This window comes from Ruegeria sp. CDSC081 (assembly GCF_059610485.1).
This window is the reverse complement of record NZ_JBXWNS010000004.1, coordinates 308,170-330,125: the sequence shown is the minus strand read 5'-3', so window position 1 is coordinate 330,125 and position 21,956 is coordinate 308,170. Positions and strand designations below refer to the sequence as shown.

25 protein-coding genes are annotated in these 21,956 nt (G+C 57.7%); 10 read left to right on the top strand and 15 right to left on the bottom strand.

From position 1 onward, the window contains the following. Nucleotides 1–42: 42 nt before the first annotated feature. Nucleotides 43–330: a hypothetical protein gene (locus AC2FH9_RS09395; RefSeq protein WP_496749622.1), complete on the top strand. Its 288-nt coding sequence runs from the start codon at nt 43–45 to the stop codon at nt 328–330. Here AC2FH9_RS09395 and AC2FH9_RS09390 read toward each other — a convergent pair. The 4 genes from AC2FH9_RS09390 to AC2FH9_RS09375 form a co-directional block, all read right to left on the bottom strand. Next, complete coding sequence (locus AC2FH9_RS09390) at nt 271–675, bottom strand: DUF1499 domain-containing protein (RefSeq protein WP_496749621.1); 405 nt, start codon at nt 673–675, stop codon at nt 271–273. The two genes, AC2FH9_RS09395 and AC2FH9_RS09390, sit on opposite strands and share 60 nt — an antisense overlap. A 68-nt stretch (nt 676–743) precedes the next feature. Beyond that, nucleotides 744–1,691, bottom strand: coding sequence for an agmatinase (speB, locus tag AC2FH9_RS09385; RefSeq protein ID WP_281971979.1), 948 nt, complete (start codon nt 1,689–1,691; stop codon nt 744–746). A 62-nt stretch (nt 1,692–1,753) separates the two neighbouring features. After that, complete coding sequence (gene speB / locus AC2FH9_RS09380; RefSeq protein ID WP_142633391.1) at nt 1,754–2,719, bottom strand: agmatinase; 966 nt, start codon at nt 2,717–2,719, stop codon at nt 1,754–1,756. 12 nt (nt 2,720–2,731) lie between these two features. Continuing rightward, nucleotides 2,732–3,895 (bottom strand): M20 aminoacylase family protein, encoded by a 1,164-nt coding sequence (locus tag AC2FH9_RS09375; protein ID WP_496871301.1) that lies wholly within the window; start codon nt 3,893–3,895, stop codon nt 2,732–2,734. A 66-nt stretch (nt 3,896–3,961) separates the two neighbouring features. On the opposite strand from AC2FH9_RS09375, the gene mazG reads away from it, so the two are divergent. From mazG to AC2FH9_RS09360, 3 genes are all read left to right on the top strand, one after another. Then, the gene (gene mazG / locus AC2FH9_RS09370; RefSeq protein WP_496871382.1) at nt 3,962–4,819 is read left to right on the top strand and encodes a nucleoside triphosphate pyrophosphohydrolase; all 858 of its coding nucleotides are present in this window, start codon (nt 3,962–3,964) and stop codon (nt 4,817–4,819) included. A gap of 63 nt (nt 4,820–4,882) precedes the next feature. Continuing rightward, nucleotides 4,883–5,824, top strand: a complete 942-nt coding sequence (locus AC2FH9_RS09365; RefSeq protein ID WP_496871300.1) for a nucleoside hydrolase — start codon at nt 4,883–4,885, stop codon at nt 5,822–5,824. Beyond that, nucleotides 5,821–6,270, top strand: a complete 450-nt coding sequence (locus AC2FH9_RS09360; RefSeq protein WP_496691118.1) for a GNAT family N-acetyltransferase — start codon at nt 5,821–5,823, stop codon at nt 6,268–6,270. Before AC2FH9_RS09365 ends, AC2FH9_RS09360 begins: the two co-directional genes overlap by 4 nt. A 52-nt stretch (nt 6,271–6,322) precedes the next feature. On the opposite strand, the gene AC2FH9_RS09355 is transcribed toward AC2FH9_RS09360, so the two are convergent. From AC2FH9_RS09355 to AC2FH9_RS09330, 6 genes are all read right to left on the bottom strand, one after another. Then, nucleotides 6,323–6,490, bottom strand: coding sequence for a hypothetical protein (locus tag AC2FH9_RS09355; RefSeq protein ID WP_185956604.1), 168 nt, complete (start codon nt 6,488–6,490; stop codon nt 6,323–6,325). A gap of 273 nt (nt 6,491–6,763) precedes the next feature. After that, nucleotides 6,764–8,041, bottom strand: coding sequence for a phosphopyruvate hydratase (gene eno / locus AC2FH9_RS09350; RefSeq protein WP_496871299.1), 1,278 nt, complete (start codon nt 8,039–8,041; stop codon nt 6,764–6,766). Between the two features lie 124 nt (nt 8,042–8,165). Next, nucleotides 8,166–9,047: a DMT family transporter gene (locus AC2FH9_RS09345; RefSeq protein WP_496691116.1), complete on the bottom strand. Its 882-nt coding sequence runs from the start codon at nt 9,045–9,047 to the stop codon at nt 8,166–8,168. 136 nt (nt 9,048–9,183) lie between these two features. Next, nucleotides 9,184–9,597: a Fur family transcriptional regulator gene (locus AC2FH9_RS09340; RefSeq protein ID WP_142633379.1), complete on the bottom strand. Its 414-nt coding sequence runs from the start codon at nt 9,595–9,597 to the stop codon at nt 9,184–9,186. 73 nt (nt 9,598–9,670) lie between these two features. Further along, nucleotides 9,671–10,375 (bottom strand): endonuclease/exonuclease/phosphatase family protein, encoded by a 705-nt coding sequence (locus AC2FH9_RS09335; protein ID WP_142635102.1) that lies wholly within the window; start codon nt 10,373–10,375, stop codon nt 9,671–9,673. A 127-nt stretch (nt 10,376–10,502) separates the two neighbouring features. Next, nucleotides 10,503–11,921, bottom strand: coding sequence for a protein adenylyltransferase SelO (locus AC2FH9_RS09330; RefSeq protein WP_496822832.1), 1,419 nt, complete (start codon nt 11,919–11,921; stop codon nt 10,503–10,505). A gap of 85 nt (nt 11,922–12,006) precedes the next feature. On the opposite strand from AC2FH9_RS09330, the gene AC2FH9_RS09325 reads away from it, so the two are divergent. Further along, the gene (locus tag AC2FH9_RS09325; protein WP_496749614.1) at nt 12,007–12,429 is read left to right on the top strand and encodes a cupin domain-containing protein; all 423 of its coding nucleotides are present in this window, start codon (nt 12,007–12,009) and stop codon (nt 12,427–12,429) included. A gap of 3 nt (nt 12,430–12,432) precedes the next feature. Then, nucleotides 12,433–13,323, top strand: coding sequence for a fatty acid desaturase (locus tag AC2FH9_RS09320; RefSeq protein ID WP_496871298.1), 891 nt, complete (start codon nt 12,433–12,435; stop codon nt 13,321–13,323). On the opposite strand, the gene AC2FH9_RS09315 is transcribed toward AC2FH9_RS09320, so the two are convergent. Further along, nucleotides 13,289–14,365: an anhydro-N-acetylmuramic acid kinase gene (locus AC2FH9_RS09315; protein ID WP_496871297.1), complete on the bottom strand. Its 1,077-nt coding sequence runs from the start codon at nt 14,363–14,365 to the stop codon at nt 13,289–13,291. The two genes, AC2FH9_RS09320 and AC2FH9_RS09315, sit on opposite strands and share 35 nt — an antisense overlap. 231 nt (nt 14,366–14,596) lie before the next feature. On the opposite strand from AC2FH9_RS09315, the gene tyrS reads away from it, so the two are divergent. Continuing rightward, a complete protein-coding gene (gene tyrS / locus AC2FH9_RS09310) occupies nt 14,597–15,844 on the top strand; it encodes a tyrosine--tRNA ligase (RefSeq protein WP_496871296.1) in 1,248 nt (415 codons plus the stop codon). 81 nt (nt 15,845–15,925) lie between these two features. Here the strand turns inward: tyrS and AC2FH9_RS09305 are convergent, their stop codons facing one another. Then, complete coding sequence (locus AC2FH9_RS09305; protein ID WP_496871295.1) at nt 15,926–16,720, bottom strand: hypothetical protein; 795 nt, start codon at nt 16,718–16,720, stop codon at nt 15,926–15,928. A 197-nt stretch (nt 16,721–16,917) separates the two neighbouring features. Between AC2FH9_RS09305 and AC2FH9_RS09300 the strand changes: the two genes are divergently transcribed. Then, nucleotides 16,918–17,673, top strand: a complete 756-nt coding sequence (locus AC2FH9_RS09300; protein WP_271947465.1) for a 3-hydroxyacyl-CoA dehydrogenase — start codon at nt 16,918–16,920, stop codon at nt 17,671–17,673. 81 nt (nt 17,674–17,754) lie between these two features. Here AC2FH9_RS09300 and AC2FH9_RS09295 read toward each other — a convergent pair whose 3' ends face one another. The 3 genes from AC2FH9_RS09295 to AC2FH9_RS09285 all read right to left on the bottom strand — a co-directional run bounded on the left by AC2FH9_RS09295 (nt 17,755) and on the right by AC2FH9_RS09285 (nt 20,914). Beyond that, nucleotides 17,755–19,563, bottom strand: coding sequence for an ABC-F family ATP-binding cassette domain-containing protein (locus tag AC2FH9_RS09295; RefSeq protein WP_496749606.1), 1,809 nt, complete (start codon nt 19,561–19,563; stop codon nt 17,755–17,757). Nucleotides 19,564–19,604: 41 nt separating this feature from the next. Continuing rightward, complete coding sequence (locus tag AC2FH9_RS09290; RefSeq protein ID WP_496871294.1) at nt 19,605–20,339, bottom strand: GNAT family N-acetyltransferase; 735 nt, start codon at nt 20,337–20,339, stop codon at nt 19,605–19,607. Nucleotides 20,340–20,437: 98 nt separating this feature from the next. Continuing rightward, a complete protein-coding gene (locus AC2FH9_RS09285; RefSeq protein ID WP_271947471.1) occupies nt 20,438–20,914 on the bottom strand; it encodes an outer membrane protein assembly factor BamE in 477 nt (158 codons plus the stop codon). Nucleotides 20,915–20,999: 85 nt separating this feature from the next. Here AC2FH9_RS09285 and AC2FH9_RS09280 point away from each other — a divergent pair, with 85 nt between their 5' ends. Together AC2FH9_RS09280 and rpmF are read left to right on the top strand one after the other, a co-directional pair. Next, nucleotides 21,000–21,536 carry a YceD family protein gene (locus tag AC2FH9_RS09280; protein WP_281994501.1) on the top strand — a complete coding sequence of 179 codons (537 nt, stop codon included), beginning with the start codon at nt 21,000–21,002 and terminating at the stop codon, nt 21,534–21,536. Between the two features lie 206 nt (nt 21,537–21,742). Next, the gene (gene rpmF / locus AC2FH9_RS09275) at nt 21,743–21,949 is read left to right on the top strand and encodes a 50S ribosomal protein L32 (RefSeq protein WP_037316137.1); all 207 of its coding nucleotides are present in this window, start codon (nt 21,743–21,745) and stop codon (nt 21,947–21,949) included. Nucleotides 21,950–21,956: the final 7 nt, after the last annotated feature.

Here is a 21,956-nt window from a genome sequence, read left to right as displayed (position 1 = left end):
GGGGCTATGGTCAAGGGCTGTCCGTATGCTAAGCTGCCCCGCATGAGACGGTTGGTTCTGGTTCTATCGCTTTTTGCGACGCCCGTGATGGCCGATGTCGTCGGTCCCGGCGGCAAGGTACAGGACTGCTATTGCACTGACAAATCCGGGTCACGCGTTGAATTGGGCGAGATGATCTGCCTGCAGGTCGACGGTCGCATTTTCACTGCACAATGTCAGATGTCACTGAACGTTCCGATGTGGCGCGAGGTACAGGAAGGATGCCTGTCCTCAGCGCTGCATCCGCGCGAGCCAGCCATCAACGCGGTTTCGGTTTACCCCAAAATCTGAGCGACCAAAGCGCAACCTGCCATAGATGCGCAGTGTATCGCCGTTCTGCTGGGCGGTTGTGTAATCTGGAAAACCTATCACTTTGGTACGGGTGATATAGGTGACCATCCCGTCATCAACTGACCCGGCCAGAACCTTTGTACGTGGTGAGGCCATTGCGATTTCGTTCAACTGCGCCAACCCGTCCGGCCCCGTTTCAAGTACTCGCACGACGCCACCACGGAGGTCCCTGTTCGCGTCGCCGACGGGGGTATTGTGCCAGATGGCGGGATCAGACGGCGCAAGCCGTATATACGCCCCCACAAGGACAATCAGACCCGCAATCAGCCACAGCGTCATTTTCATCTTTTCACTCTGTTAGATTGCGGAACCATATGCAGTTCCGCATAGCAAACAAGAGACTGCCGTGATCCCTACCGTGACGTCACGCCTGGCAATATGCACAGCAGTTCAAACAGCAGATTGGCAGCGGTCAGCGCCGTATTGCCAGAGGGATCATACGGCGGAGAAACCTCGACCAGATCACACCCAACCACATTTGTCCCGCCCAGGGCATGGATCAGTTGCAGCGCCTGCGGTGTGGTTAACCCGGCGATCTCGGGCGTGCCGGTTCCGGGGGCGAAAGACGGGTCCAGACTGTCAATGTCATAGGTGATATAGACCGGATGATCCCCGATCTCATTGCGTATCTGCGCGCCCATGACCGTCAGGTTCTGCTGCCAAAGCTCCCATGCGGGGTATTGGCGAAAGCCCCACCCTTTGGCCTCGGTAAAGTCCGATGCCGCATAGCCAGAGCCTCGGATGCCGATCTGAAAGGTTTTGTCCGGCACGATCAGCCCTTCTTCATAGGCGCGCCGGAAAACGGTGCCGTGGGTTTCCTTTTCGCCAAACATCTCATCATTTACATCCGCATGGGCATCCACATGGACCAGCGCCACAGGCCCGTGTTTCGCAGCTATAGCCCGCAGGATCGGCAAGGTGATCGAGTGATCGCCCCCCATCGCCACAGGTGTCACACCCTGCGCCAGAATCGCGTCATAGCTCTCCTTGATGATCCTCAGACTGTCGGACAGCGAAAAGGTGTTGATCGCCAGATCTCCGATATCCGCGATTTGCAAGCTGTCGAAGGGGGCCGCAAAGGTGGCCATATTGTAAGGCCGCAGCATCGCACTTTCGCTGCGGATCTGTTTCGGTCCGAACCGTGTCCCCGACCGCCAAGAGGTGCCGATATCCATCGGTATGCCTATTACGGCCACATCCAATCCGGCCAATGTATCCGCCTGCGGCAGGCGCATGAACGTGTTTGGGCCGGAAAAACGCGCCAGATCGTTACCGCTGATTGGTTGGTTGAATTGTGTCATGCCGTTATGTCTTCCGTCCTGCCTGCTGCTAACCTGATACCGGAAAGATGGCTAACCAAAGGTTAAGGCTTCAGCTTGTTCCATCCCAGCAGGCAAATGATTTGGGTCGCCACATGTGCGCCTGCAATCGCTGTCGCACCTGAGGTGTCATAGGGCGGCGAAACCTCGACCACGTCCCCGCCTTTGATGTTAATCCCAGCAATGTCGCGCAGGATGATCTGGGCCTGAATCGAACTCAGTCCACCCCAGACCGGCGTTCCCGTGCCAGGCGCAAAGGCCGGGTCCAGACCGTCGATATCGAAGCTCAGGTAAACCGGGTTGTCACCAAGAATGCCTTTGATCTTTTGCGCCACGGCGGCGGGACCGGACTCGTACACCTCCCGAGCGTCAATGATGTTGACCCCCAAAGTATCTTCGTTCGTCGTACGAATACCCACTTGAACGGAACGCTTAGGGTCCACAATCCCTGATTTGACCGCCTTGTAGAACATGGTCCCATGATCCACGCGGGACATGTCGTCGTCAGCCCATGTATCCGTATGCGCATCAAATTGCAGCAAGGACATCGGCCCGTATTTCTCGGCATAGGCCTTCAGGATCGGAAAGCTGATATAGTGGTCCCCACCAAGCGTCACCGAGGCCACGTCAGCGTTGAGAATTGTGCGAATGTGGTCCGTCAATGTGTCCGGAAAGGCAGGTATATTGGCGTAGTCATAAGCCATGTCCCCATAATCCACGATTGCCAATTCGCTTAGCGCATCAAACGGCCAGCCATAAGGCTCATCCGGGGATTGCAACGTGCTGGCCTCGCGGATGGCGCGTGGCCCAAGACGCGTACCGGGGCGGTTCGTCACCGCCTGATCAAATGGCACGCCGGTTACGGCGATATCAATCCCGGTCAGATCCTTGGTATACAAGCGGCGCAAAAATGACATCGCCCCCCCGAAAGTATTCTCGTACGAGACGCCTTTCAGTTCAGGATTGGTAAACGCCTCGTCGACGAAATTCTTTGAATCTTCCAGTGCCATGTCTTTCTCCTGTCAGCCCAAAGGCTGGGCCTTTTCGACGATCCGCGCAAAGAAAGACGCCCCAACCGGCGCGATGTCGTCGTTGAAGTTGTATTTCGGATGATGCAATCCGGCCCCCTCGCCTTGCCCCAGAAACAGGTAAGCGCCGGGGCGCGACTGCAGCATGTATGAAAAATCCTCGGCCCCCATCATCGCGTCGACATTGGTCATCACGCGATCTGCACCGGCAACATCACGCGCGATTTCTGCGGCAAAATCAGTCTTGTCGGCGTCATTGATTGTTGCAGGATAGTTGACCTCATAGTCCAGCCGCGCTTCGACACCATAGGATTGGGCTTGTCCTTGTACGATCTGTTCCATCCGCTCCATCACCATTTTCTGCACAGTCGGATCAAAAGTGCGCACAGTGCCGTTGATAAAGGCGGTATCGGGGATCACGTTGTTCACGGTGCCGGTATGGATTTGCGTGACCGAGATCACCAGACTGTCCAAAGCATAGTTGTTACGACTGACGATGGTCTGAATCGCCTGGGCGATACCGCAGGTCGCCATCACCGGATCCCGGGTTTCATGCGGCATGGCACCATGGCCACCAAGGCCCTGAATGTGAACTTCGAACGTATCAACAGCAGCCATGATCGGCCCGGGGGTTGTCTGAAAGGATCCTTCGGGAATTCCAGGCGCATTGTGCAATGCATAGATTTGGGAAATGTCGAACCGGTCCATAATCCCCTCTTCGACCATGACGCCCGCGCCACCGCCCTCTTCTTCGGCCGGTTGAAAGATCAGCGCCACGCGGCCACGAAAGTTCCGCGTTTCCGCCAGATAGCGTGCCGCGCCCAACAGCATCGTGGTGTGCCCGTCATGGCCACAGGCATGCATGTTCCCCGGCTTGGTCGATTGGTAGGCGACCCCTGTTTCCTCGGGGATCGGCAGAGCATCCATATCGGCGCGCAAACCAATCGTCGGCCCCTCACCCTGCCCGTTGATGATCGCAACGATCCCCGTGGTGGCGATGCCCTCATGCAGCTCGTCGACACCGAACTCACGCAGCCGGTCGGCAACAAATGCCGCGGTTTCGTGGCATTCAAAGGCAAGCTCGGGGATCGTATGCAGATGCTGGCGCCATGCGGCCATATCGGCAGAGAAATCGGCAATTCGGTTGACGACGGGCATCTGGGGTGGACTCCTGATCGGGACTGCGGAATGGATGCATCTGACACCGGAACGAAAGGGTTCGCAATGGCCGAAAATCCTCTGATCTATGACAGCGATGCGGGTATCGAGCGCCTTTTGGAAATCATGCGCCGTCTGCGCGACCCTCGAACCGGCTGCCCATGGGATATCGAGCAGGATTTCGGCACGGTCGCTCCTTATACGATCGAAGAGGCTTATGAGGTCGCTGATGCCATCGAACGTGAGGCTTATGATGAGCTGAAGGGCGAACTTGGGGATCTGCTGTTCCAGTCTGTCTTTCATGCACAAATGGCCGAAGAAGCCGGGCATTTCACCTTTCAGGACGTGGTGCGCACCATGTCGGACAAGATGGTCGCCCGGCACCCGCATGTCTTTGGCGACGAACCCCGCGACAAATCGGCAGAGCAGCAAACACTGGACTGGGAAGCCATCAAAGCGGCCGAACGTGCTGGTAAAGAACAACAAGGCGCGTTGGACGGTGTCGCCGCCAACCTGCCCGCCCTGCTGCGTGCTCTCAAATTGCAGAAACGTGCCGCCCGCGTTGGATTCGACTGGCCCGATGCCAGCCATGTGCTGGCCAAGATTACCGAAGAGGCTGCCGAGCTCGAAGAGGCACGCGACCGCATGGATGCGGATGCGTTAGAGGATGAGTTCGGCGATCTGCTATTCGTTATGGTCAATTTGGGCCGCCATCTTGGGGTCGAGCCCGAAACCGCCCTGCGCCGGACCAACGCCAAGTTCACCCGCCGGTTCGAACAGGTCGAGTCGCGCCTGGCTGCACGGGGAAAAACCCCAACGGAAAGCACGTTGGAAGAGATGGACGCGCTTTGGGACGAGGTGAAGATCGAAGAACATCGGGCCAATGGCAAACTCCCGCCGGCAAAGGCCAAGGCCGGAACGTAAAACCGCTAGACAAGCTCTCGGACACTTGCGAGTGTCCCACCTTCACGACCTCCGGAGACGATCATGCCCGCTCGCAAAATCATAATAGACACCGATCCGGGACAGGACGATGCCGTCGCCATTCTGCTGGCGCTTGCCAGCCCCGACGAAATTGAGGTTTTGGGCATTACCGCAGTCGCTGGCAACGTACCCTTAGAGCTAACCGCCAAAAACGCGCGTATTGTCTGCGAATTAGCTGGCCATACCCAGACCCCCGTCTATGCCGGATGCGACCGCCCATTAGAGCGCCCCCTGATCACAGCAGAGCATGTGCATGGCAAAACTGGCTTGGATGGGCCGGTTCTGCCGGATCCGCAGATGCCGCTGTCCGAAGGACATGCCGTCGATTTCATCATCGACACGTTGCGCGCGCAAGAACCAGGCTCCGTTACGCTCTGTCCCCTTGGGCCATTGACCAACATCGCCACAGCGTTCCGCAAAGCGCCTGACATCGTGGACCGGGTTCAAGAGATCGTTTTGATGGGAGGGGCATATTTCGAAGTTGGAAACATCACCCCAACCGCCGAATTTAACATTTACGTCGATCCAGAAGCCGCTGATATTGTGTTCAAATCTGGACGCCCCATTGTGGTGATGTCGCTTGATGTCACGCATAAAGCTCTGGTGACCAAGACGCGCAACGATGCCTTCCGTGCAATAGGAAACAAGGCCGGTGTCGCGGTGGCCGAGATGACCGATTTCTTTGAAAGGTTCGACAAGAACAAATACGGCTCGGAAGGTGCTCCGTTACACGACCCTTGCGTGACAGCCTATCTTATCAAACCCGAACTGTTTACCGGGCGGCTGGTGAATGTCGAGGTAGAGACCCAATCAAAGCTGACCTTGGGCATGACCGTTGCCGATTGGTGGGGTGTTACCGACAGAAAACCCAACGCCCTGTTTATCGGAGAAATTGACGCTGGCGGGTTTTTTGAACTGCTCACGGATCGGCTGGCCCGACTATGAGCGCCGCACTTCGCCTTGCCCGCCCCGAGGATCTGGAACGTCTGGTTGGTTTGGTCGCCGCCTTTCACGCCGAAGAAGGCATTACCCAGGATGCCGATCAGACGCGCAATGCGCTTGCCCCTCTTCTCGAGGGAATACCTTTTGGGTGCATCTACCTGATTGGCCCCGGTCGCGCACCCTTGGGCTATGTCATCCTGACCTTTGGGTGGTCGGTTGAATTCGGCGGCATGGATGGATTCGTGGATGAGATCTATATTCGTCCCGCCGTGCGAGGGCGTGGAATTGCCTCTGAAGTCTTGCTGGATTTGCCCAAGGCGTTGGCAAACGCGGGGCTCACAGCTTTGCATCTTGAAGTCGATCGTACAAACGAGACTGCGCAGAAACTGTATCTACGTACAGGTTTCAAGCCTCGTGACCGCTATATGCTGATGAGCAAAACCCTTTGATCCATTTCTGTGTGGCTGAACAACAAGGCCACCCGCGAAAGATTGACAGACCCTACCGGGCCTCACCGCGACGGATGTAAACCGGAGCTTCAAGGTTTGCCACCGGATCGTCAGGGGACACTGCCGTGCCGGTGATCGGATATGTTCCAGGCTCTGAGCAAGCAACCAGAAATACAGTGCTGAGTGCAGACGCTACCAGAAGAAGTTTCGAACCATTCATAGTGTTCCCCTTATCTGTTATTTCAATATGATACGAATGCGCACTACAGAACAAAAAGGAAAAAGTTCACACATCAGGGCCGCCAGCGCAGGACCCCTATATAAGCCATTAATATATCTAGATAATACTATTCATAACCTCCCAAGTTTCTTCTGACCCAATCATGCTAAAGTGCCGGTTTGAGATTTAGACATGGGCAAAACCTGCAATCCAACACAATAAAGCCCGGCCCATTTCCACAGGCCAGGCAATCAAAATTCAGGCTTACAGGTTTCAGCGCTTGAGGATTGAGGCCCCTGCGTATTCGGCAATCTCACCCAGAGATTCTTCGATACGGATCAGTTGATTATACTTGGCTAACCGATCTGACCGTGCCAGTGATCCGGTTTTGATCTGACCGCAATTCGTGGCCACTGCCAGATCGGCAATCGTGGCATCTTCGGTCTCGCCCGAGCGGTGCGACATCACATTGGTATAGCGTGCGCGATGGGCCATATCGACGGCGCGCAGCGTCTCGGTCAGCGATCCGATCTGGTTCACCTTGACCAGCATCGAGTTGGCACAGCCGCGTTCAATCCCTTCCGCAAGTCGCACGGGGTTGGTGACGAACAGATCGTCGCCCACCAGTTGCACCTTGTCGCCGATGGCGTCGGTCAGGGCCTTCCAGCCGTCCCAATCATCCTCGGACATACCGTCTTCGATTGAGATGATCGGATAGTCGTTGACCAGCGCCGCCAGATAGTCGGCATTTTCTTCCGAGGTCAGGCTCTTGCCCTCACCGGACAAGACGTATTTGCCATCTTTGTAATATTCGGTCGCGGCGCAGTCCAAAGCCAGATGGATTTCCTCACCCGGCTTGTAGCCCGCCTTTTCGATGGATTTCAGAATGAAATCCAGTGCCTCGCGCGTACTGGCGATGTTGGGGGCAAAGCCGCCCTCGTCGCCGACACCTGTGGCAAGACCTGCCGACGACAGCTCTTTCTTCAGAGTGTGGAACACCTCGGACCCCATGCGCACCGCGTCGCGGATATTCGCGGCCGAGGTCGGCATGATCATAAATTCCTGAATGTCGATCGGGTTGTCGGCATGTTCGCCACCGTTGATGATGTTCATCATCGGCACGGGCAGGATACGGGCCGAGGTGCCGCCGACATAGCGAAACAGCGGCTGTGTGGTGAAATCCGCTGCCGCCTTGGCCGTTGCCAGCGAAACGCCCAGGATGGCGTTTGCGCCCAGACGGCCTTTGTTCTCGGTGCCGTCCAGTTCGATCATAGTCTGGTCGATCGCCACCTGCTCGGTCGCGTCGAACCCAACCAGTTCTTCGGCGATCTCACCATTTACGGCGGCAACCGCTTCGAGCACGCCCTTGCCCATATAGCGCGATTTGTCGCCATCACGCTTTTCGACCGCCTCATAGGCGCCGGTCGAGGCACCCGACGGGACGGCGGCACGGCCCATGGTGCCGTCTTCCAGGATCACGTCCACTTCGACGGTCGGGTTGCCCCGGCTGTCCAGAATTTCGCGTGCATGGATGTCGATGATGGTGCTCATGAGGCCCGTCCCTGTGGCTGCAATCAGTTGCCAGCCTCATATCAGTATAGGGCAAAAAGTAAACCACTCACGTTATCGCTAACACAGGTCTGAGAGCGTGTTTGCGCAAACCTGCGACGATCCGTCAGGCCGCGACAGCCAGTGACCGCGCCAGACGCCGTTCGCGCAGGAAGGTATAGAGCCCCGACCCCAGGATCAGCGATGCACCGGCAACCGTCATCATATCCGGGCGTTCCCCGAACATCAGCATTCCGGCCGCGATAGAAAACACCAGCCGGGTGTATCGGAACGGGGTCAGGGCCGAAGCATCGCCAATCCGCATTGCGCTGACAATCCCGTAATACCCCAGAACACCAAATCCAATCGCGCCCAGGAACGGCCCGAATTGCGCCTGGTTCAGTGCAACGACCGGCTGGCCGGCCATTGAGATCAGCACAAGACCGGCAATGGTAACCGCTCCATAGGCCTGCATCGCAACTACTGCCGAGGCCACACGCACATCCAGCCTGCGTGTGATCAGATCGCGGGCGGCAATAGCCACAACGCTGGCCACGACGAAAAGGGTTTCTGGCTGGAACCCGTCCAACCCCGGTCGGATGATCAAGAGAACACCGATGAAACCGACGCCGATTGCGCTCCATCGCCGCCATCCAACCTGCTCGCCCAGGAACAACGCCGCCCCCATTGTAACGACCAAAGGCATTGCCTGAAACACCGCGGCAACCGTTGACAAATCGACCAGAGACAGCGCGGTCACAAAAGCCACGGCCCCGAACCCCTCGCAGAGCGCACGTATCAGGGGCAAAGTCTGCCACGCGGCAGCATCAAAGATGCGTTTGCGTGTGAACACCGCCATACCAACAAAGACCAGACCACAGGAAAGGCCCAAAAGAACCATGATCTGTCCTGTTGGCACTGTGACCGACAGGTGCTTGATGAACATATCTTCAAGTGCAAAGGCCGCCATTGCGCCGACGACCAGCAAAATGCCGTTCACGTTGTTCATAGTTTTGTCCGTAGAATATTGCGGCGCGTTCAGCCGGTCATATCCAAGCAAAAGCCGATGCTGGGCGGTCAGGCAAGCAATATCCGCCTGGGAATCATGAATTCCCGTGCGCAGGCCGTTCGTTTTTTGTGATGGATCAGTCGTGGTCTAGCGGAACGCCATACAGTTCCAGCCGGTGCCCTTTCAGCTTGTAGCCCAGCTTAGCTGCAATCTTTTCCTGTAGCGCTTCGATTTCAGGGTCTACAAATTCGATGACTTCACCTGACTGCATGTCGATCAAGTGATCATGATGGTCCCGTTCGGCATCCTCGTACCGCGCGCGACCATCACCGAATTCCAGACGCTCTAGAATCCCGGCCTCTTCGAACAGTTTGACGGTCCGATAGACGGTGGCGATGGAAATACCAGAATCAACCTGCGAGGCGCGCGAATAGAGCTCTTCGACATCGGGATGATCATCGCTTTGTTGCAGCACCTGTGCAATCGTGCGGCGCTGTCCTGTCATACGCAGGCCTTTGGCTTCGCAACGGGCGATGATCGTGTCGGACATAGGAACCCTCGGCATATATTCGGTTCTCTGTATTAAACCGTATGCGTGATCGGCGCTACAGGGGATTTACCGGCTAAGCTACAAGGCGTAGATCGGCCCAGATTGGCAAGTGATCCGAGGCGATATGCGCGGGTCGCACCGAATGCACGCCATGCAAAACAGCCTCAAGCCCCGCGCCGAGCGCGATCCGATCCAGCGCGCCCAGCGGCTGTGCCGCTGGAAAGCTGGGGAATGGTGGAAGAAAGTGCATATCCGGGGCCAGGTGATCCAGAACCGGCTGTCGGGACCATTCATTGAAATCCCCCGCCCAGACAGTTGGCAAATCCTCAAGATTCGCATCGCACCGTCTGAGGTGGGTGATTTGCTGACGGCGTGAGGCGGGCAAGAGCCCCAGATGCATGCCCATCACCCGAAGCGGACCGATTGGTGTGTCAAACTCGACCCTGACAGCTCCACGCGGTTCCAGCCCCGGTAATTCGTGATGCCCGGTCTGCCGGACACGGATCGCATCACCCCGCCAGATCACTGCATTCCCATGCCACCCCAAGCTGCCAGCCCCACCCAAATCAACGATCTGCCATCCCGCTTCGTCCAGCATGAAATGCGGCAGGGCCGCAGGGCGCGGAGGCAATCGTTTGTCGGCCTCTTGCAAGACGACAATATCTGCCTGCAGGCTTTCGATGACCTGAAGAATCCTCTGGGGCTGTCGACGCAGATCCAGTCCGACACATTTCTGAATATTATAGCTGGCGATGCGCAGGATTGCGGTCTGAGACATGGGTTCCTGAAAGTCCGTTTGAGATCGCAGGATTGCGCTGCTCATCGTTGATTGCAAGCCGGCTTCACCAAAGCAAGCGCATGGCGAAACACCGACGTAGCTGACTGCGAAAACAGGTGTGAGGAACTCATGTACCGCAGAAGGTCGCCTGAACAACCTCATCCTGTGCCGGTGGCCGTGTCAGATCCAAAGCGCCGGGTTGATCCTCATAGGGCCGGGACAGCACATTGTTCAGCCGGTGGAATGGGTCAAAATCCCCCTGCACCGCCGCCTGGATCATCTGTTCGACCCGGTGGTTGCGCGGGATAAAGGCCGGATTGGCCTTGTTAATCACCTCAGCAGGTTTTTTTTCACGAGACAGCCGCGACCGCCAACCGTCTGCCCATTGATCAAAGGCCTGCGGATCGGTGAATTGATCCCGCGCCTGATCGCCGCCCAGCGCCCGGAAGGTATTGGTGAAATCCGCCTGGTTCTGCGCCATGCAATTCAGCAAGTCCGAGATCATCTCAAGATCGCCGTCTTCCTGCGTCACAAGACCGATCTTGGCCCGGAACTTTGTAAGCCAGTGCTGCTGTATCAGGTCGGGCATCGCATGGACGATCTCGGTAGCCTCAGCAACGGCGGCCTCTTTATCCTCGAACTGCTGGATCAGCGCGGTCGCCAGCTGCGCTGCATTCCAAACGGCGATTTCGGGCTGGTTGGAATAGGCATAGCGACCCATGCGGTCGATCGAACTGTAGACGGTATTGGGATGATAGTTATCCATGAAGGCGCAAGGGCCGTAATCAATGGTTTCGCCTGAGATCGAGCAGTTGTCAGTATTCATCACCCCATGGATGAATCCCACACTCATCCATGCGGCAATCAACTGCGATTGTGCGTCGACAACAGCGCGCAAAAGACCCATCGGGCCGTCGGCCTGCGGGTAATGTCGCTGGATGGCATAATCTGTCAGTCGACGCAGACTGTCCAACTGTCCACGCGCGGCGAAGATCTGAAAGCTACCTACGCGCAGGTGGCTTTGTGCGACACGGGTCAGGATCGCACCAGGCATTGGACCTTCTCGAAAAATGGCCTCGCCAGTCTCAACGGCGGCCAGCGCCCTTGTGGTCGGGATGCCCAGTGCGTGCATCGCCTCGGACACCACATACTCGCGCAGCACCGGACCCAGCCATGCACGTCCGTCACCCTGTCGGGAAAACGGCGTCGGGCCTGATCCCTTCAACTGGATATCCCGTCGAACGCCATCCGTCCCAACTGTCTCGCCCAGCAAAACCGCGCGCCCGTCCCCAAGCTGGGGGTTATAATTTCCGAACTGATGCCCTGAATAGAGCTGTGCAATCGGTTCTGCCCCCTCTGGCAGGGCGTTGCCGGAAAAGGCCTCGGCCATTTCATGCACCTCGCCGGGCGTGATTCTCAGAATCTGCGCAAGATCGGAGTTGAAAGCAATCAAGCGAGGCGCACGAACCGGCACCGGCGCTTGCCGCGCATAAAAGCTGTTTGGCAAACGGGCGTAACTGTTGTCGAAGGGGATCATCAGAGTCATGTTCCAAACATATTCCTGATCGGGACGAATACCATAGCGGATCGTCCAATCCCGTGCATAATCGCCCTGAAACGACCGAGGCCCCATGACCGCACAAGAGATCATTCAACATCTGAATCTGCAACGCCACCCCGAAGGCGGCTGGTTCCGAGAAACCTGGCGCGCCGATAACCAGGAGAGCCGCGCCACCGGGACCTGCATCTATTTCCTGCTGCCCGAGGGTGAGGCCAGCCATTGGCACCGCGTCGATGCGACCGAGATCTGGCTGTATCACGCGGGGGCGCCCTTGGTGCTGTCGCTCAGCGCAACCGAAACTGGCCCGGCGACCGACCACATGCTGACCCCGGACCTGTCGCAAGGCGCGCCACAACTGATCGTGCCCAAGGATCACTGGCAGGCCGCGCGCAGCACCGGGGCCTACACGCTGGTCTCTTGCACCGTGTCCCCGGGGTTTGAGTTTGACGGGTTCGAGCTCGCCGCTCCAGGGTTCGACATCCCCCGAGGCTGACCGATGGATCACCGCGCCCTCATCGCATCACTCCCGGCCGAGGCCAAAGACCGGCTGCAGATGCGGTCTGACGCGGCGGGTCTGAGGCACTTGGTGCTGTATCTATTGGTGTTGTTCACAACCAGCACAGGCATCGCCGTGCAAATCCCGCTCTGGCCGCTGCTGATCCTGCCGCAAGGCGTGCTGCTGGTGTTTCTGTTCACCCTCAGCCATGAATGCACCCACAAAACGCCGTTTAGGACCGGCTGGATGAATGACGCGGTTGGGCATCTTGTCTCAATCCCAATCGCCCTGCCCTTTACCTGGTTTCGATACTATCACCTTGCGCATCACAAATGGACCAGCCACCTGGACAAAGATCCAGAGCTGGGTGGTAAACCGCGCCCCGACAGCTGGCCCGGCCTGATGATCTATCTGAGTGGTTGGCCTTATTGGTCTGGGATGACGAGCGTTCTGATCAGTAACGCAATGGGCCGGATCGAGGCGCCCTATTTGCCGCATCGCCAACATAAGGCCATGCGGATTGAGGCCCGTGTCCTGCTGGCCATTTACGCGCTTGCAGGGGCAAGCCTGCTGGTGTCTCCTTTGGTGGTCAGCTTATGGCTGTTGCCGGTCTTGGTGGCACAGCCCGTTCTTCGGCTGTACCTGCTTGCGGAACACGGCCTCTGCCCGCCGGTGGCGAATATGCTTGAAAACTCGCGCACTACGTTCACCAACCGATTGGTCCGATTTCTGGCCTGGAACAGGCCCTATCACGCAGAACACCACGCCTTTCCAAACGTGCCGTTTCACCAGCTGCCAACGCTGCATGACTGGACCAAAGCACATCTGAAATCGACTTCTGAGGGGTATTCAGAATTTACGTCAGACTACGTTCGCTCGATGGAACGCTGACCATCCCGCCCCCGACCAGTGCCTTGACCCCGGTGGTGCCGGGGCAAGAGGTCGGCAGCCCGCGCGCGACACGGACAGCAAGATAGGCAAAGGCCTGTGCTTCCAGCATATCTCCATCCAGACCAACCGCTTCGACCGGCTCCACCGGACAATCCAGCGAAACGCGCAGCATCTCCATCAGGACCGGGTTATGCCGTCCCCCTCCTGTCACCAACACACGCGACGGTGGTTCCGGGCAATGCTCGATCCCTTGCGCAACTCCGGCGGCGCACATGCCGGTAAGCGTGGCAACTGCATCAGCATCTGATAATTCCTGGACTAGGCGGATCATCTCGGCAAAGTCGTTCCGGTCCAGCGATTTCGGCGGCATCCTGTTAAAGAAGGGCTCTGCAAGAAACAACTCAAGCGCCCCGGCCTCGACCCTGCCGCCGCGCGCAATCGCGCCGTCGCGATCCATGGGCAGACCCAGACGTTCCTGCATCAGATCATCAACCGGTGCATTGGCCGGACCGGTGTCAAAAGCCAACAGCGCACCTGGTATTTCAGGGCCATCAAACCTGGGATCTACATAGGTCAGGTTCCCGACCCCGCCCAGGTTCAGAAAACAAAGCGGTTGGTTGGCCTCAATCCACTTGGCACAGGCAAAGTGGTAAAAGGGCGCAAGCGGAGCGCCCTCGCCCCCCATCGCCACATCATCGCTGCGGAAATCCCAAACGACGGGGACACCCAAGGCCTGCGTCAGGCCATCGCCGTCACCCACCTGCAACGTACCGCGCCCGCTTGGTTCATGCGCTAGGGTCTGACCGTGAAATCCGATCAGGTCAATCTCATCGAAGTCGGCCAGTATTTCGGCATGGGCAAGCGTGACCAATTCCGCCGCGGTATCCACATCATGGCCATGCCACTGCCCCAATGCAGCACGAAGCGTTTTCCGCTCTGCATCTGAATAGGCGCGGTATCCGGTGGGCCCAAAGCCAAGAATTCTGTAACCGTCCGTTTTGATCACCGCCGCGTCCACGCCATCCAGCGAGGTCCCCGACATTGCACCCAATGCAGTCAATACGCCTGATTTGCTAATTGCCCGACCCACGCCAGCCCTCTTTCGCCTGTTCGCGCCCGTTCTGTCGTCGCGTTGCCCACAACCTGCACGTTAACGCAAACCCAAGGCAAGCCAGATCACATAAGCCGCGTGTTTTTCTTGGATAAGGTGCCTTTTCCTTGTCATCCCCACCGCCTATACACTGCCCCGCAACATTAACCCAAAGGGCACGATATGACCTACCACCCCAAATCGGATTTCATCGCCACGATGATCGAGCGCGGCTTTCTGGCTGACTGCACCGATTATCAGGGCCTTGACGAGGCGCTGATCAGCGGGTGTCAGTCGGCGTATATCGGGTTTGATGCAACGGCAAAGTCCCTACATGTGGGCAGCCTGATCCAGATCATGATGCTTCGCTGGTTCCAGAAAACAGGTCATAAGCCGATCACCCTGATGGGCGGCGGCACCACGAAGGTGGGCGATCCGTCCTTCCGGTCAGATGAGCGCCCCCTACTGGGCCCGGACCAGATCAACGCCAATATCGCAGGCATCAGAAAGGTGTTTGCCGCCTATATCGACTATGATAGCGGCGCAGAAAACGCAGCACTGATGCTGAACAACGAAGAGTGGCTGGACGACCTAAATTACCTCGACTTCCTGCGCGACATCGGCCGGCATTTCTCGGTCAACCGGATGTTGGCCTTTGAATCGGTGAAATCCCGGCTGGACCGCGAGCAATCGCTGTCCTTCCTCGAATTCAATTACATGATCCTGCAGGCCTATGACTTCCTTGAACTGAACCGTCGCTATGGCTGTGTCCTACAGCTTGGCGGTAGCGATCAGTGGGGCAATATCGTCAACGGTATCGACCTGACCCGTCGCGTGTTGGATAACGAGATTTATGGCCTGACCTCACCCCTGCTGACCACCAGCGATGGCAAGAAGATGGGCAAATCGCAAGACGGTGCGGTCTGGCTGAATGCCGAGATGCGCTCACCCTATGAGTTCTGGCAGTTTTGGCGCAACACCACCGACGCGGATGTCGGCCGGTTCCTGAAGCTGTACACCGAACTGCCTGTGGATGAGTGTGACCGCCTTGGCGCATTGCAGGGGTCCGAGATCAACGAGGCCAAGATCCGCCTGGCAAACGAGGTCACCTCCTTGCTGCACGGGGCCCAGGCTGCGGCAAACGCCGAGGCCACCGCTCGCGAAGTGTTCGAAAAAGGTGGCGTCGGGGACGATCTGCCGACCCTAACGGTCGGCGAAGCAGACTTGCCGATATCCATCGTGCAACTGATCGTACAGTCTGGCCTGGCGAAATCTGGCAAAGAGGCCAAGCGCCTGATTGCAGAAAACGGCGCCAAACTGGACGACGCTTCATTAACAGACGCGGGACTGATGATCGACGCAGGCGCCTTGTCCTCGCCCATCAAACTGAGTGCGGGCAAGAAGAGGCACGCGCTGGTTCAGTTGGGATAACTAAGACCTCTGAAAGAAAAACGGCCACCTAATTGGGTGGCCGTTTCTGTTTCGGTACGGACATATCTGCCAAGTGTGGGCTTATCCCTTGCCCCCTTTGCCGCCGCCATGTCCATGACCGCCGCCACCATTACCGTGGCCGCCGCCATTCCCTTGGCCGCCGCCGCCGTTACCGTGGCCTCCGCCGTGGCCGTTGTTACCTCCACCGTTTCCGGTGCCGGGGCCAGAGCCGCCGTTATTGCCCCCGCCATTGCCGGGGTTCCCAGCGTTTCCATTGCCATTTCCGGGGCCGTTCCCGCCTTTACCTGGACCATTGCCCCCTTTGCCGGGACCATTGCCATTTCCGGGTTTGCCGGGGCCATCGCCACCACCATTGCCGGGATCATCACCTGGGTTGTCGTCACCGGGATCATCCCCACCACCGTTACCCGGATCATCGCCCGGGTTATCGCCACCCGGATCATCTCCGCCGCCGTTGCCGGGACCGTTACCGCCTGACCCTCCGGACCCGGTTCCACCGCCGCCAACCGGCGTGAGCGGTGAACTTGGGTCCGAGCTGCGGTCTTCACCTGCATTTGCCGCGCTTACGATCGATGCTGTCGGAAAGTCGGTCAACAAGGCAGCCAACCCCGGGCATTGCGCGGATGTGTTTTGCAATGTGGTTTCGAAATCCGCACGTTTCTGCAAGCGCTCTAGAAAGCTGGGGGTTACCTGCGTGCACTCACACATGGTCGCATAATCGCCGCTGTTTGCAGCATCCCGCGCCGTTTTCCAGTTGCAGACCTCTGGTGCAGCGGCCGCACTTCCAGCCGCCATAATCCCCAGAAACGGAGCGGCTACCAAAGCGGAAAGCCCTGATTTGGTTCCAATTCGCATAGTTTGTCCTCCTCAAATGCGCCACCCAGACGCTCGATTGCGTTCAGTGTCGATTTGAGATTCCAACATTAAGAACGCCTGAAGCTGACCTGAGAAAGCCTTGAGGAAGGGCCGCCTGCCCGACGCCCCCCTATGGACACTGTCCCTTGGCTGATATTAAATGAACGTATGTTCATATCTTTTGGAAGGAGATCCAGATGCACCTGTCGACCACCGCAGCCATTGTCACCGGAGGCGCCTCGGGGCTGGGTGAGGCAACGGCCCGCTTTTTTGCAGAAAACAATGCACAGGTAACCATTCTGGACCGGGATGCAGACCGAGGCAGCCAGGTCGCAACAGAAATTGGCGGGCATTTCGCCCAGACGGATGTAACCGATGAAACATCCGTGGCCGCGGCCATCGCCCATGCCCGCAAGAAGATGGGAGCAATCAACGCGGCAGTGAATTGCGCCGGGATCGCGGTTGGCATGAAAACCGTAGGCAGGGATGGCCCGCACCCGCTTGATGCATTTCAGCGCACGATCGACATCAACCTTGTGGGTACATTCAACGTTTCACGCCTTGCAGCCGCGGAAATGGCAAAGAACGACCCAGAACCGGATGGCGCGCGCGGTGTCATCATCAATACAGCCTCAATCGCGGCCTTTGATGGGCAAAAGGGTCAGGCTGCCTATGCGGCTTCGAAAGGTGGTGTGGTAGGTATGACCCTGCCCATGGCACGGGATCTGGCCTCGTCCGGAATCCGCGTGATGACCATCGCACCCGGAATCTTTATGACTCCGATGCTGGCCGGTCTGCCCGAAGAGGTGCAGCAACAACTGGCCTCTGACGTTCCCAACCCTGTGCGCCTTGGCGACCCCCGCGAATACGGGCGACTGGCCGGGTTCATCGTCGAAATGGGTTATCTGAACGGCGAGGTCATCCGTATCGACGGCGCGCTGCGAATGCGCTGAGCGTGGCTGATCACCTACCGATGAAAACGGCTCACTCAAATGAACTGTGGTCGGATAGCCGGCCACAGCGCGAAAGCTGATCTAGGCGCCCTCGGCCTTTTCCTCGAGGATCAGCCACTCTTCCTCGGCTGCGGCCAGCTTTTCTTGCCGCTCGACCAAAGCCTCGGTCGCTTTCTGAAACTTAACAGGTTCACGGCTGAAAAGCTCAGGATCGGACATCAGCTCTTCAAGCTTTCCGATTTCCGCCTCAAGCCGCTCAATCTCGGCAGGCAATTTCTCAAGACGGTGTTTCTCTGAGAATGATAGCCCCAGTTTCGGTTGCGCCTCATGCTTTACCTTTGGCTTGTAAGATTTTGTTTTTACTTCTTTCTTATCAGACACCTCGCCGCGCTGAGCGAGGTAGTCCGACCACCCCCCGGCATAGACGGTTGCACGGCCGTTACCCTCCATCGCGATGGTCGTTGCGGCCACACGGTCCAAGAAATCCCGGTCGTGACTGACCAGCAAAACGGTGCCGTCATAATCGTCCAGCAGTTCCTGCAACAGATCCAGTGTTTCCACATCCAGATCGTTGGTCGGCTCGTCCAATACCAGCAGGTTCGACTGTTTGGCCATCAGCTTTGCCAGCAGCAAACGGGCTTTTTCCCCACCTGACAGTGACTTAACGGCTGCTCTGGCCTGCCCCTCGTCAAACAGAAACTCCTTGAGGTAGCCGACCACATGCTTGGGTTGGCCACCGACCATCACCTGATCCGCCTTGCCGGAAACACGCATCTCGGGGTCGCCGGTCAGGCTGTCCCAAAGGCTCATTTCAGGGTCGAGCTGCGCGCGGGTCTGGTCGAAAACCGCAATCTCAAGATTGGTGCCCAGCGTGACCGACCCCTCATCCGGGTTCTCTTGTCCCAACAACATTTTCAGTAATGTTGTCTTGCCGACGCCGTTTGGGCCAACAAAGGCCACGCGGTCGCCCCGCTGTACCAACAGGTCAAAGTCGCGCACGATCTGATGATCACCAAAAGACTTGGATAGGCCTTTGGCTTCAAACACTTTTCGCCCTGATTTTGGTCCAGCCTCAAGGGTCATCGCGGCCGAACCCTGACGTTTTATCTGTGCGGCTTTTTCAGATCGAAGGTCCTGCAAGGCGCGGACCCGACCCTGGTTGCGCTTGCGACGGGCGCTGATGCCTTCGACGGCCCATCGCGCCTCGGACTTGATCAGACGGTTCAGCTTATGGCGTTGCTGGTCCTCTTCCTCCCAGATCTTGTCGCGCCAAGCCTCGAATGCCGTAAACCCTTGCTCCTGCCGTCGGACCGCCCCACGATCGATCCATAGCGTCGCGCGGGTCAAAGCGCGCAGAAAGGCACGGTCGTGTGAGATCAGCACATAGGCCGTCCGTGTCGATCCTAGCTCACGCTCGAGCCAGGCGATGGCTTCGATATCAAGATGGTTGGTCGGCTCGTCCAGCAGCATCAAATCCGGGGCTTCGGCCATCAGCTTGGCCAGCGCGGCACGGCGGCGTTCACCGCCCGAGGCCGTCTCAACAGCGCGCGCCGGGTCGAATTTCAGCCCTTCGCCTGCGCGTTCGACTTTGTAAAGCTCACCCGGCTCTAACCCGCTGGAGGCATAGTCGCCGAGCGTAGAAAACCCTTCCATTCCGGGGTCTTGCTCCATGTAACCGACTGACTTACCCGGGGGAATTACAATCTCGCCCTTGTCCGCTTCCACCAAACCGGCCATCACCTTCATCAAGGTTGACTTGCCGGATCCGTTCCGCCCAACCAGAGCGACGCGGTCGCCTGGTTGAACCACCAGATCAAGGTCTGAAAAAACCGGATCGCCCCCGAAAGTCAGGGAAATGCCGGACATCTGCAATAAAGGAATTCTTGCCATGCCCGCCAGCTACCCCCGCAGCGTCGAGCCGTCAACGGCGATTACCCGGCAACGGCCCGCAGCAAACGTTTACGTGCGGGCGGAATCGCGCAGATTTCGAGGCCGGTAAAGACATGCAAAGTGTTCATGTGACGGTCAACGACTGCGTGGTCACTGACCCAGCCGCCCATCATCAGGTAAGTACGCAGCAAAGGGGGCATGCGCATCATGGCTTTTTTGGCATCCGGGCGCCGACGCAATCTCGCGGCGAACCGGAAAACATCTGGGGCCTTGACCCGTGGCAACCAGCGTTTCGGGGCCAGATGGCGATGTTTCAACATCGCAAAAGCATCAAGATATTCCGCCGTGTCTGTACCCGCAAACGATGAGCAGCCAAACAGCATCTCAACATTATTCTGATCGACAAATGCAGTCATCGCCCCCCAGGCAACACGCAGAATGTCTGGGTCGTTTCGACCAGGATGCACGCAAAAGCGCCCCATCTCGACCATACGCCCCTTAAACCCTTCAAGTGCCGAGAGGTCATAGAACTGGGCGGAATAGCTTTGGCCAATCTCGGCCCCGCGCTCCATCATCAACATGCGAAAGCAGCACACGAGTTTACCGTTGGCACGCATATCCTCGACCAGAATATGCGTACAACGGCTGTCGAACTCATCCTGATCAGGCTGATCAGTCCCGAAAGCCAGTGTTCGAAGACACTGCGCCGCCGCAACATCCTGCGGTGTTTGCGCCTGACGCGCACGGTACCGGCCCTTGCCGAGCAATAGTGCCATGGTCGCATCCTCCTGGGTTGCTGACCTGTTTCGTCTTGCAGGGTCAATAACACAGGATTTGTGACCGCCCTGTGAAGTTGACAAGACGTGACTATGAATTAGTTGGTCGCGCCAGGAATGTTTGCCGGGTTGAAGTTGCCGATATTGCCAAGCAGCTGCCGCAGGAACCCACGGTTCTGAACTGAGGATTCGGTAATACGACGATCCAGCGTCACGACGGTTCCATCCTCAAGGCCAAAGCGTTCAATATTGCGCACAACACCCCGGTCATCGAAGCTGATCGCCACAAGCTCGCGCGAGACGATTTTCGGTCGTTTCGGACCATAATGACGAACGCGTGATGTCACATAATAAAAGCCGGAATCGCGAACGACGCCTGAAGTACTGGGCGCGCCAACGGATTCGAGTACGCTTTCACGTGTATCTACACCCACCTGAATTTCGGCCAGGTCCTCGGCTGTGGGGACATATCCGTGTTTCTTGAAGACCGGAGCACACGCACCAGCAGCGGTCAGACAGGCCGCAAATACGAGCGTTCTGGACGCTGGTTTCAACCTGCTCATAACTTTCAACATTCACACCCTCTTGCCTTGGGACCGTGCGGCCCCTATCCGATTACATCAAACCGCCACCCCGGTTCAACACACGAAAGGGCCACGTATGAGCAACCAGACATCTTTAAGGGTCGCCGACCTGCCTCAGAACGCACCGACGCCCTTTGAAATTCGCCCTGACGCACAGGAGTTGGATGTCTTAAAGAACGAGTTGAGCCTGCTTGGGCTACGTAAGCTGAGTTTTGTCGGCGAGGTGCGTGCGCATGGAAAGCGTGATTGGGCGCTTTCAGGAAAACTGGGGGCAACCGTGATTCAACCCTGTGTCGTGACGCTGACACCGGTTACCACGCGGATCGACATTCCGGTGACCCGGATGTTTCTGTCAGATTGGACAAACCCTGACGAGGAAGAGTTCGAAATCCCGGAAGGTGACGAATCTGAGCCGCTAGGGACCGAAATCGTTCTGACCGAGGTCATGTCCGAAGCGCTGGCGCTTGCCCTGCCCCAGTATCCCCGGAAAGAAGGTGCCGAATTGGAACAGGCGGGCTTTACCGAACCCGGCAAACAGGCAATAACGGATGAAGATGTCAAACCCTTTGCGGGCTTGGCCGGGCTGCGCGATGCACTGAAAAAAGACGAGTGACACGGGCCTGAAATCCTGTCATAGCAGGCGCTCAGAAAAATCGCTTGAACATGCTGAGAATCGCAGTATTTTCGCGCGCTCATCGGAATTTGGGTTGGACATCGCGGGGCCCGTCCCCTAAACGCGCGTCAAACCACGAGAAAAACGAAGAATGAAACCTGGCCCGCAGCGAATCTGCCGGCCCTTAGTAGACAAAGGTTGAGACCATGGCTGTCCAACAGAACAAAGTTTCCAAGTCGCGTCGCAACAACCGCCGCGCGCACGACGCTCTGGTTGCTGCAAACCCGAACGAATGCGCCAACTGTGGTGAGCTGAAGCGCCCGCACCACGTCTGCGCGTCCTGCGGCCACTATGATGACCGCGAAGTCGTCGCTCAGGCCGACGAAATCGACCTGGACGAAGACGCGGCCTAAGCCCTAA

Coding starts and splice junctions, on each gene's coding strand:
- AC2FH9_RS09330 (WP_496822832.1), bottom strand. CDS start 11,921: ATGACTCTGATGATCCCCTTCGACAACAGTTACGCCCGTTTGCCAAAC.
- eno (WP_496871299.1), bottom strand. CDS start 8,041: ATGAGCACCATCATCGACATCCATGCACGCGAAATTCTGGACAGCCGG.
- AC2FH9_RS09390 (WP_496749621.1), bottom strand. CDS start 675: ATGAAAATGACGCTGTGGCTGATTGCGGGTCTGATTGTCCTTGTGGGG.
- AC2FH9_RS09395 (WP_496749622.1), top strand. CDS start 43: ATGAGACGGTTGGTTCTGGTTCTATCGCTTTTTGCGACGCCCGTGATG.
- tyrS (WP_496871296.1), top strand. CDS start 14,597: ATGACCTACCACCCCAAATCGGATTTCATCGCCACGATGATCGAGCGC.
- AC2FH9_RS09335 (WP_142635102.1), bottom strand. CDS start 10,375: ATGTCTCAGACCGCAATCCTGCGCATCGCCAGCTATAATATTCAGAAA.
- AC2FH9_RS09360 (WP_496691118.1), top strand. CDS start 5,821: ATGAGCGCCGCACTTCGCCTTGCCCGCCCCGAGGATCTGGAACGTCTG.
- AC2FH9_RS09340 (WP_142633379.1), bottom strand. CDS start 9,597: ATGTCCGACACGATCATCGCCCGTTGCGAAGCCAAAGGCCTGCGTATG.
- speB (WP_142633391.1), bottom strand. CDS start 2,719: ATGGCACTGGAAGATTCAAAGAATTTCGTCGACGAGGCGTTTACCAAT.
- speB (WP_281971979.1), bottom strand. CDS start 1,691: ATGACACAATTCAACCAACCAATCAGCGGTAACGATCTGGCGCGTTTT.
- AC2FH9_RS09305 (WP_496871295.1), bottom strand. CDS start 16,720: ATGCGAATTGGAACCAAATCAGGGCTTTCCGCTTTGGTAGCCGCTCCG.
- AC2FH9_RS09325 (WP_496749614.1), top strand. CDS start 12,007: ATGACCGCACAAGAGATCATTCAACATCTGAATCTGCAACGCCACCCC.
- AC2FH9_RS09285 (WP_271947471.1), bottom strand. CDS start 20,914: ATGTTGAAAGTTATGAGCAGGTTGAAACCAGCGTCCAGAACGCTCGTA.
- AC2FH9_RS09365 (WP_496871300.1), top strand. CDS start 4,883: ATGCCCGCTCGCAAAATCATAATAGACACCGATCCGGGACAGGACGAT.
- AC2FH9_RS09375 (WP_496871301.1), bottom strand. CDS start 3,895: ATGCCCGTCGTCAACCGAATTGCCGATTTCTCTGCCGATATGGCCGCA.
- rpmF (WP_037316137.1), top strand. CDS start 21,743: ATGGCTGTCCAACAGAACAAAGTTTCCAAGTCGCGTCGCAACAACCGC.
- AC2FH9_RS09345 (WP_496691116.1), bottom strand. CDS start 9,047: ATGAACAACGTGAACGGCATTTTGCTGGTCGTCGGCGCAATGGCGGCC.
- AC2FH9_RS09290 (WP_496871294.1), bottom strand. CDS start 20,339: ATGGCACTATTGCTCGGCAAGGGCCGGTACCGTGCGCGTCAGGCGCAA.
- AC2FH9_RS09280 (WP_281994501.1), top strand. CDS start 21,000: ATGAGCAACCAGACATCTTTAAGGGTCGCCGACCTGCCTCAGAACGCA.
- AC2FH9_RS09295 (WP_496749606.1), bottom strand. CDS start 19,563: ATGGCAAGAATTCCTTTATTGCAGATGTCCGGCATTTCCCTGACTTTC.
- AC2FH9_RS09355 (WP_185956604.1), bottom strand. CDS start 6,490: ATGAATGGTTCGAAACTTCTTCTGGTAGCGTCTGCACTCAGCACTGTA.
- AC2FH9_RS09320 (WP_496871298.1), top strand. CDS start 12,433: ATGGATCACCGCGCCCTCATCGCATCACTCCCGGCCGAGGCCAAAGAC.
- AC2FH9_RS09315 (WP_496871297.1), bottom strand. CDS start 14,365: ATGTCGGGGACCTCGCTGGATGGCGTGGACGCGGCGGTGATCAAAACG.
- mazG (WP_496871382.1), top strand. CDS start 3,962: ATGGCCGAAAATCCTCTGATCTATGACAGCGATGCGGGTATCGAGCGC.
- AC2FH9_RS09300 (WP_271947465.1), top strand. CDS start 16,918: ATGCACCTGTCGACCACCGCAGCCATTGTCACCGGAGGCGCCTCGGGG.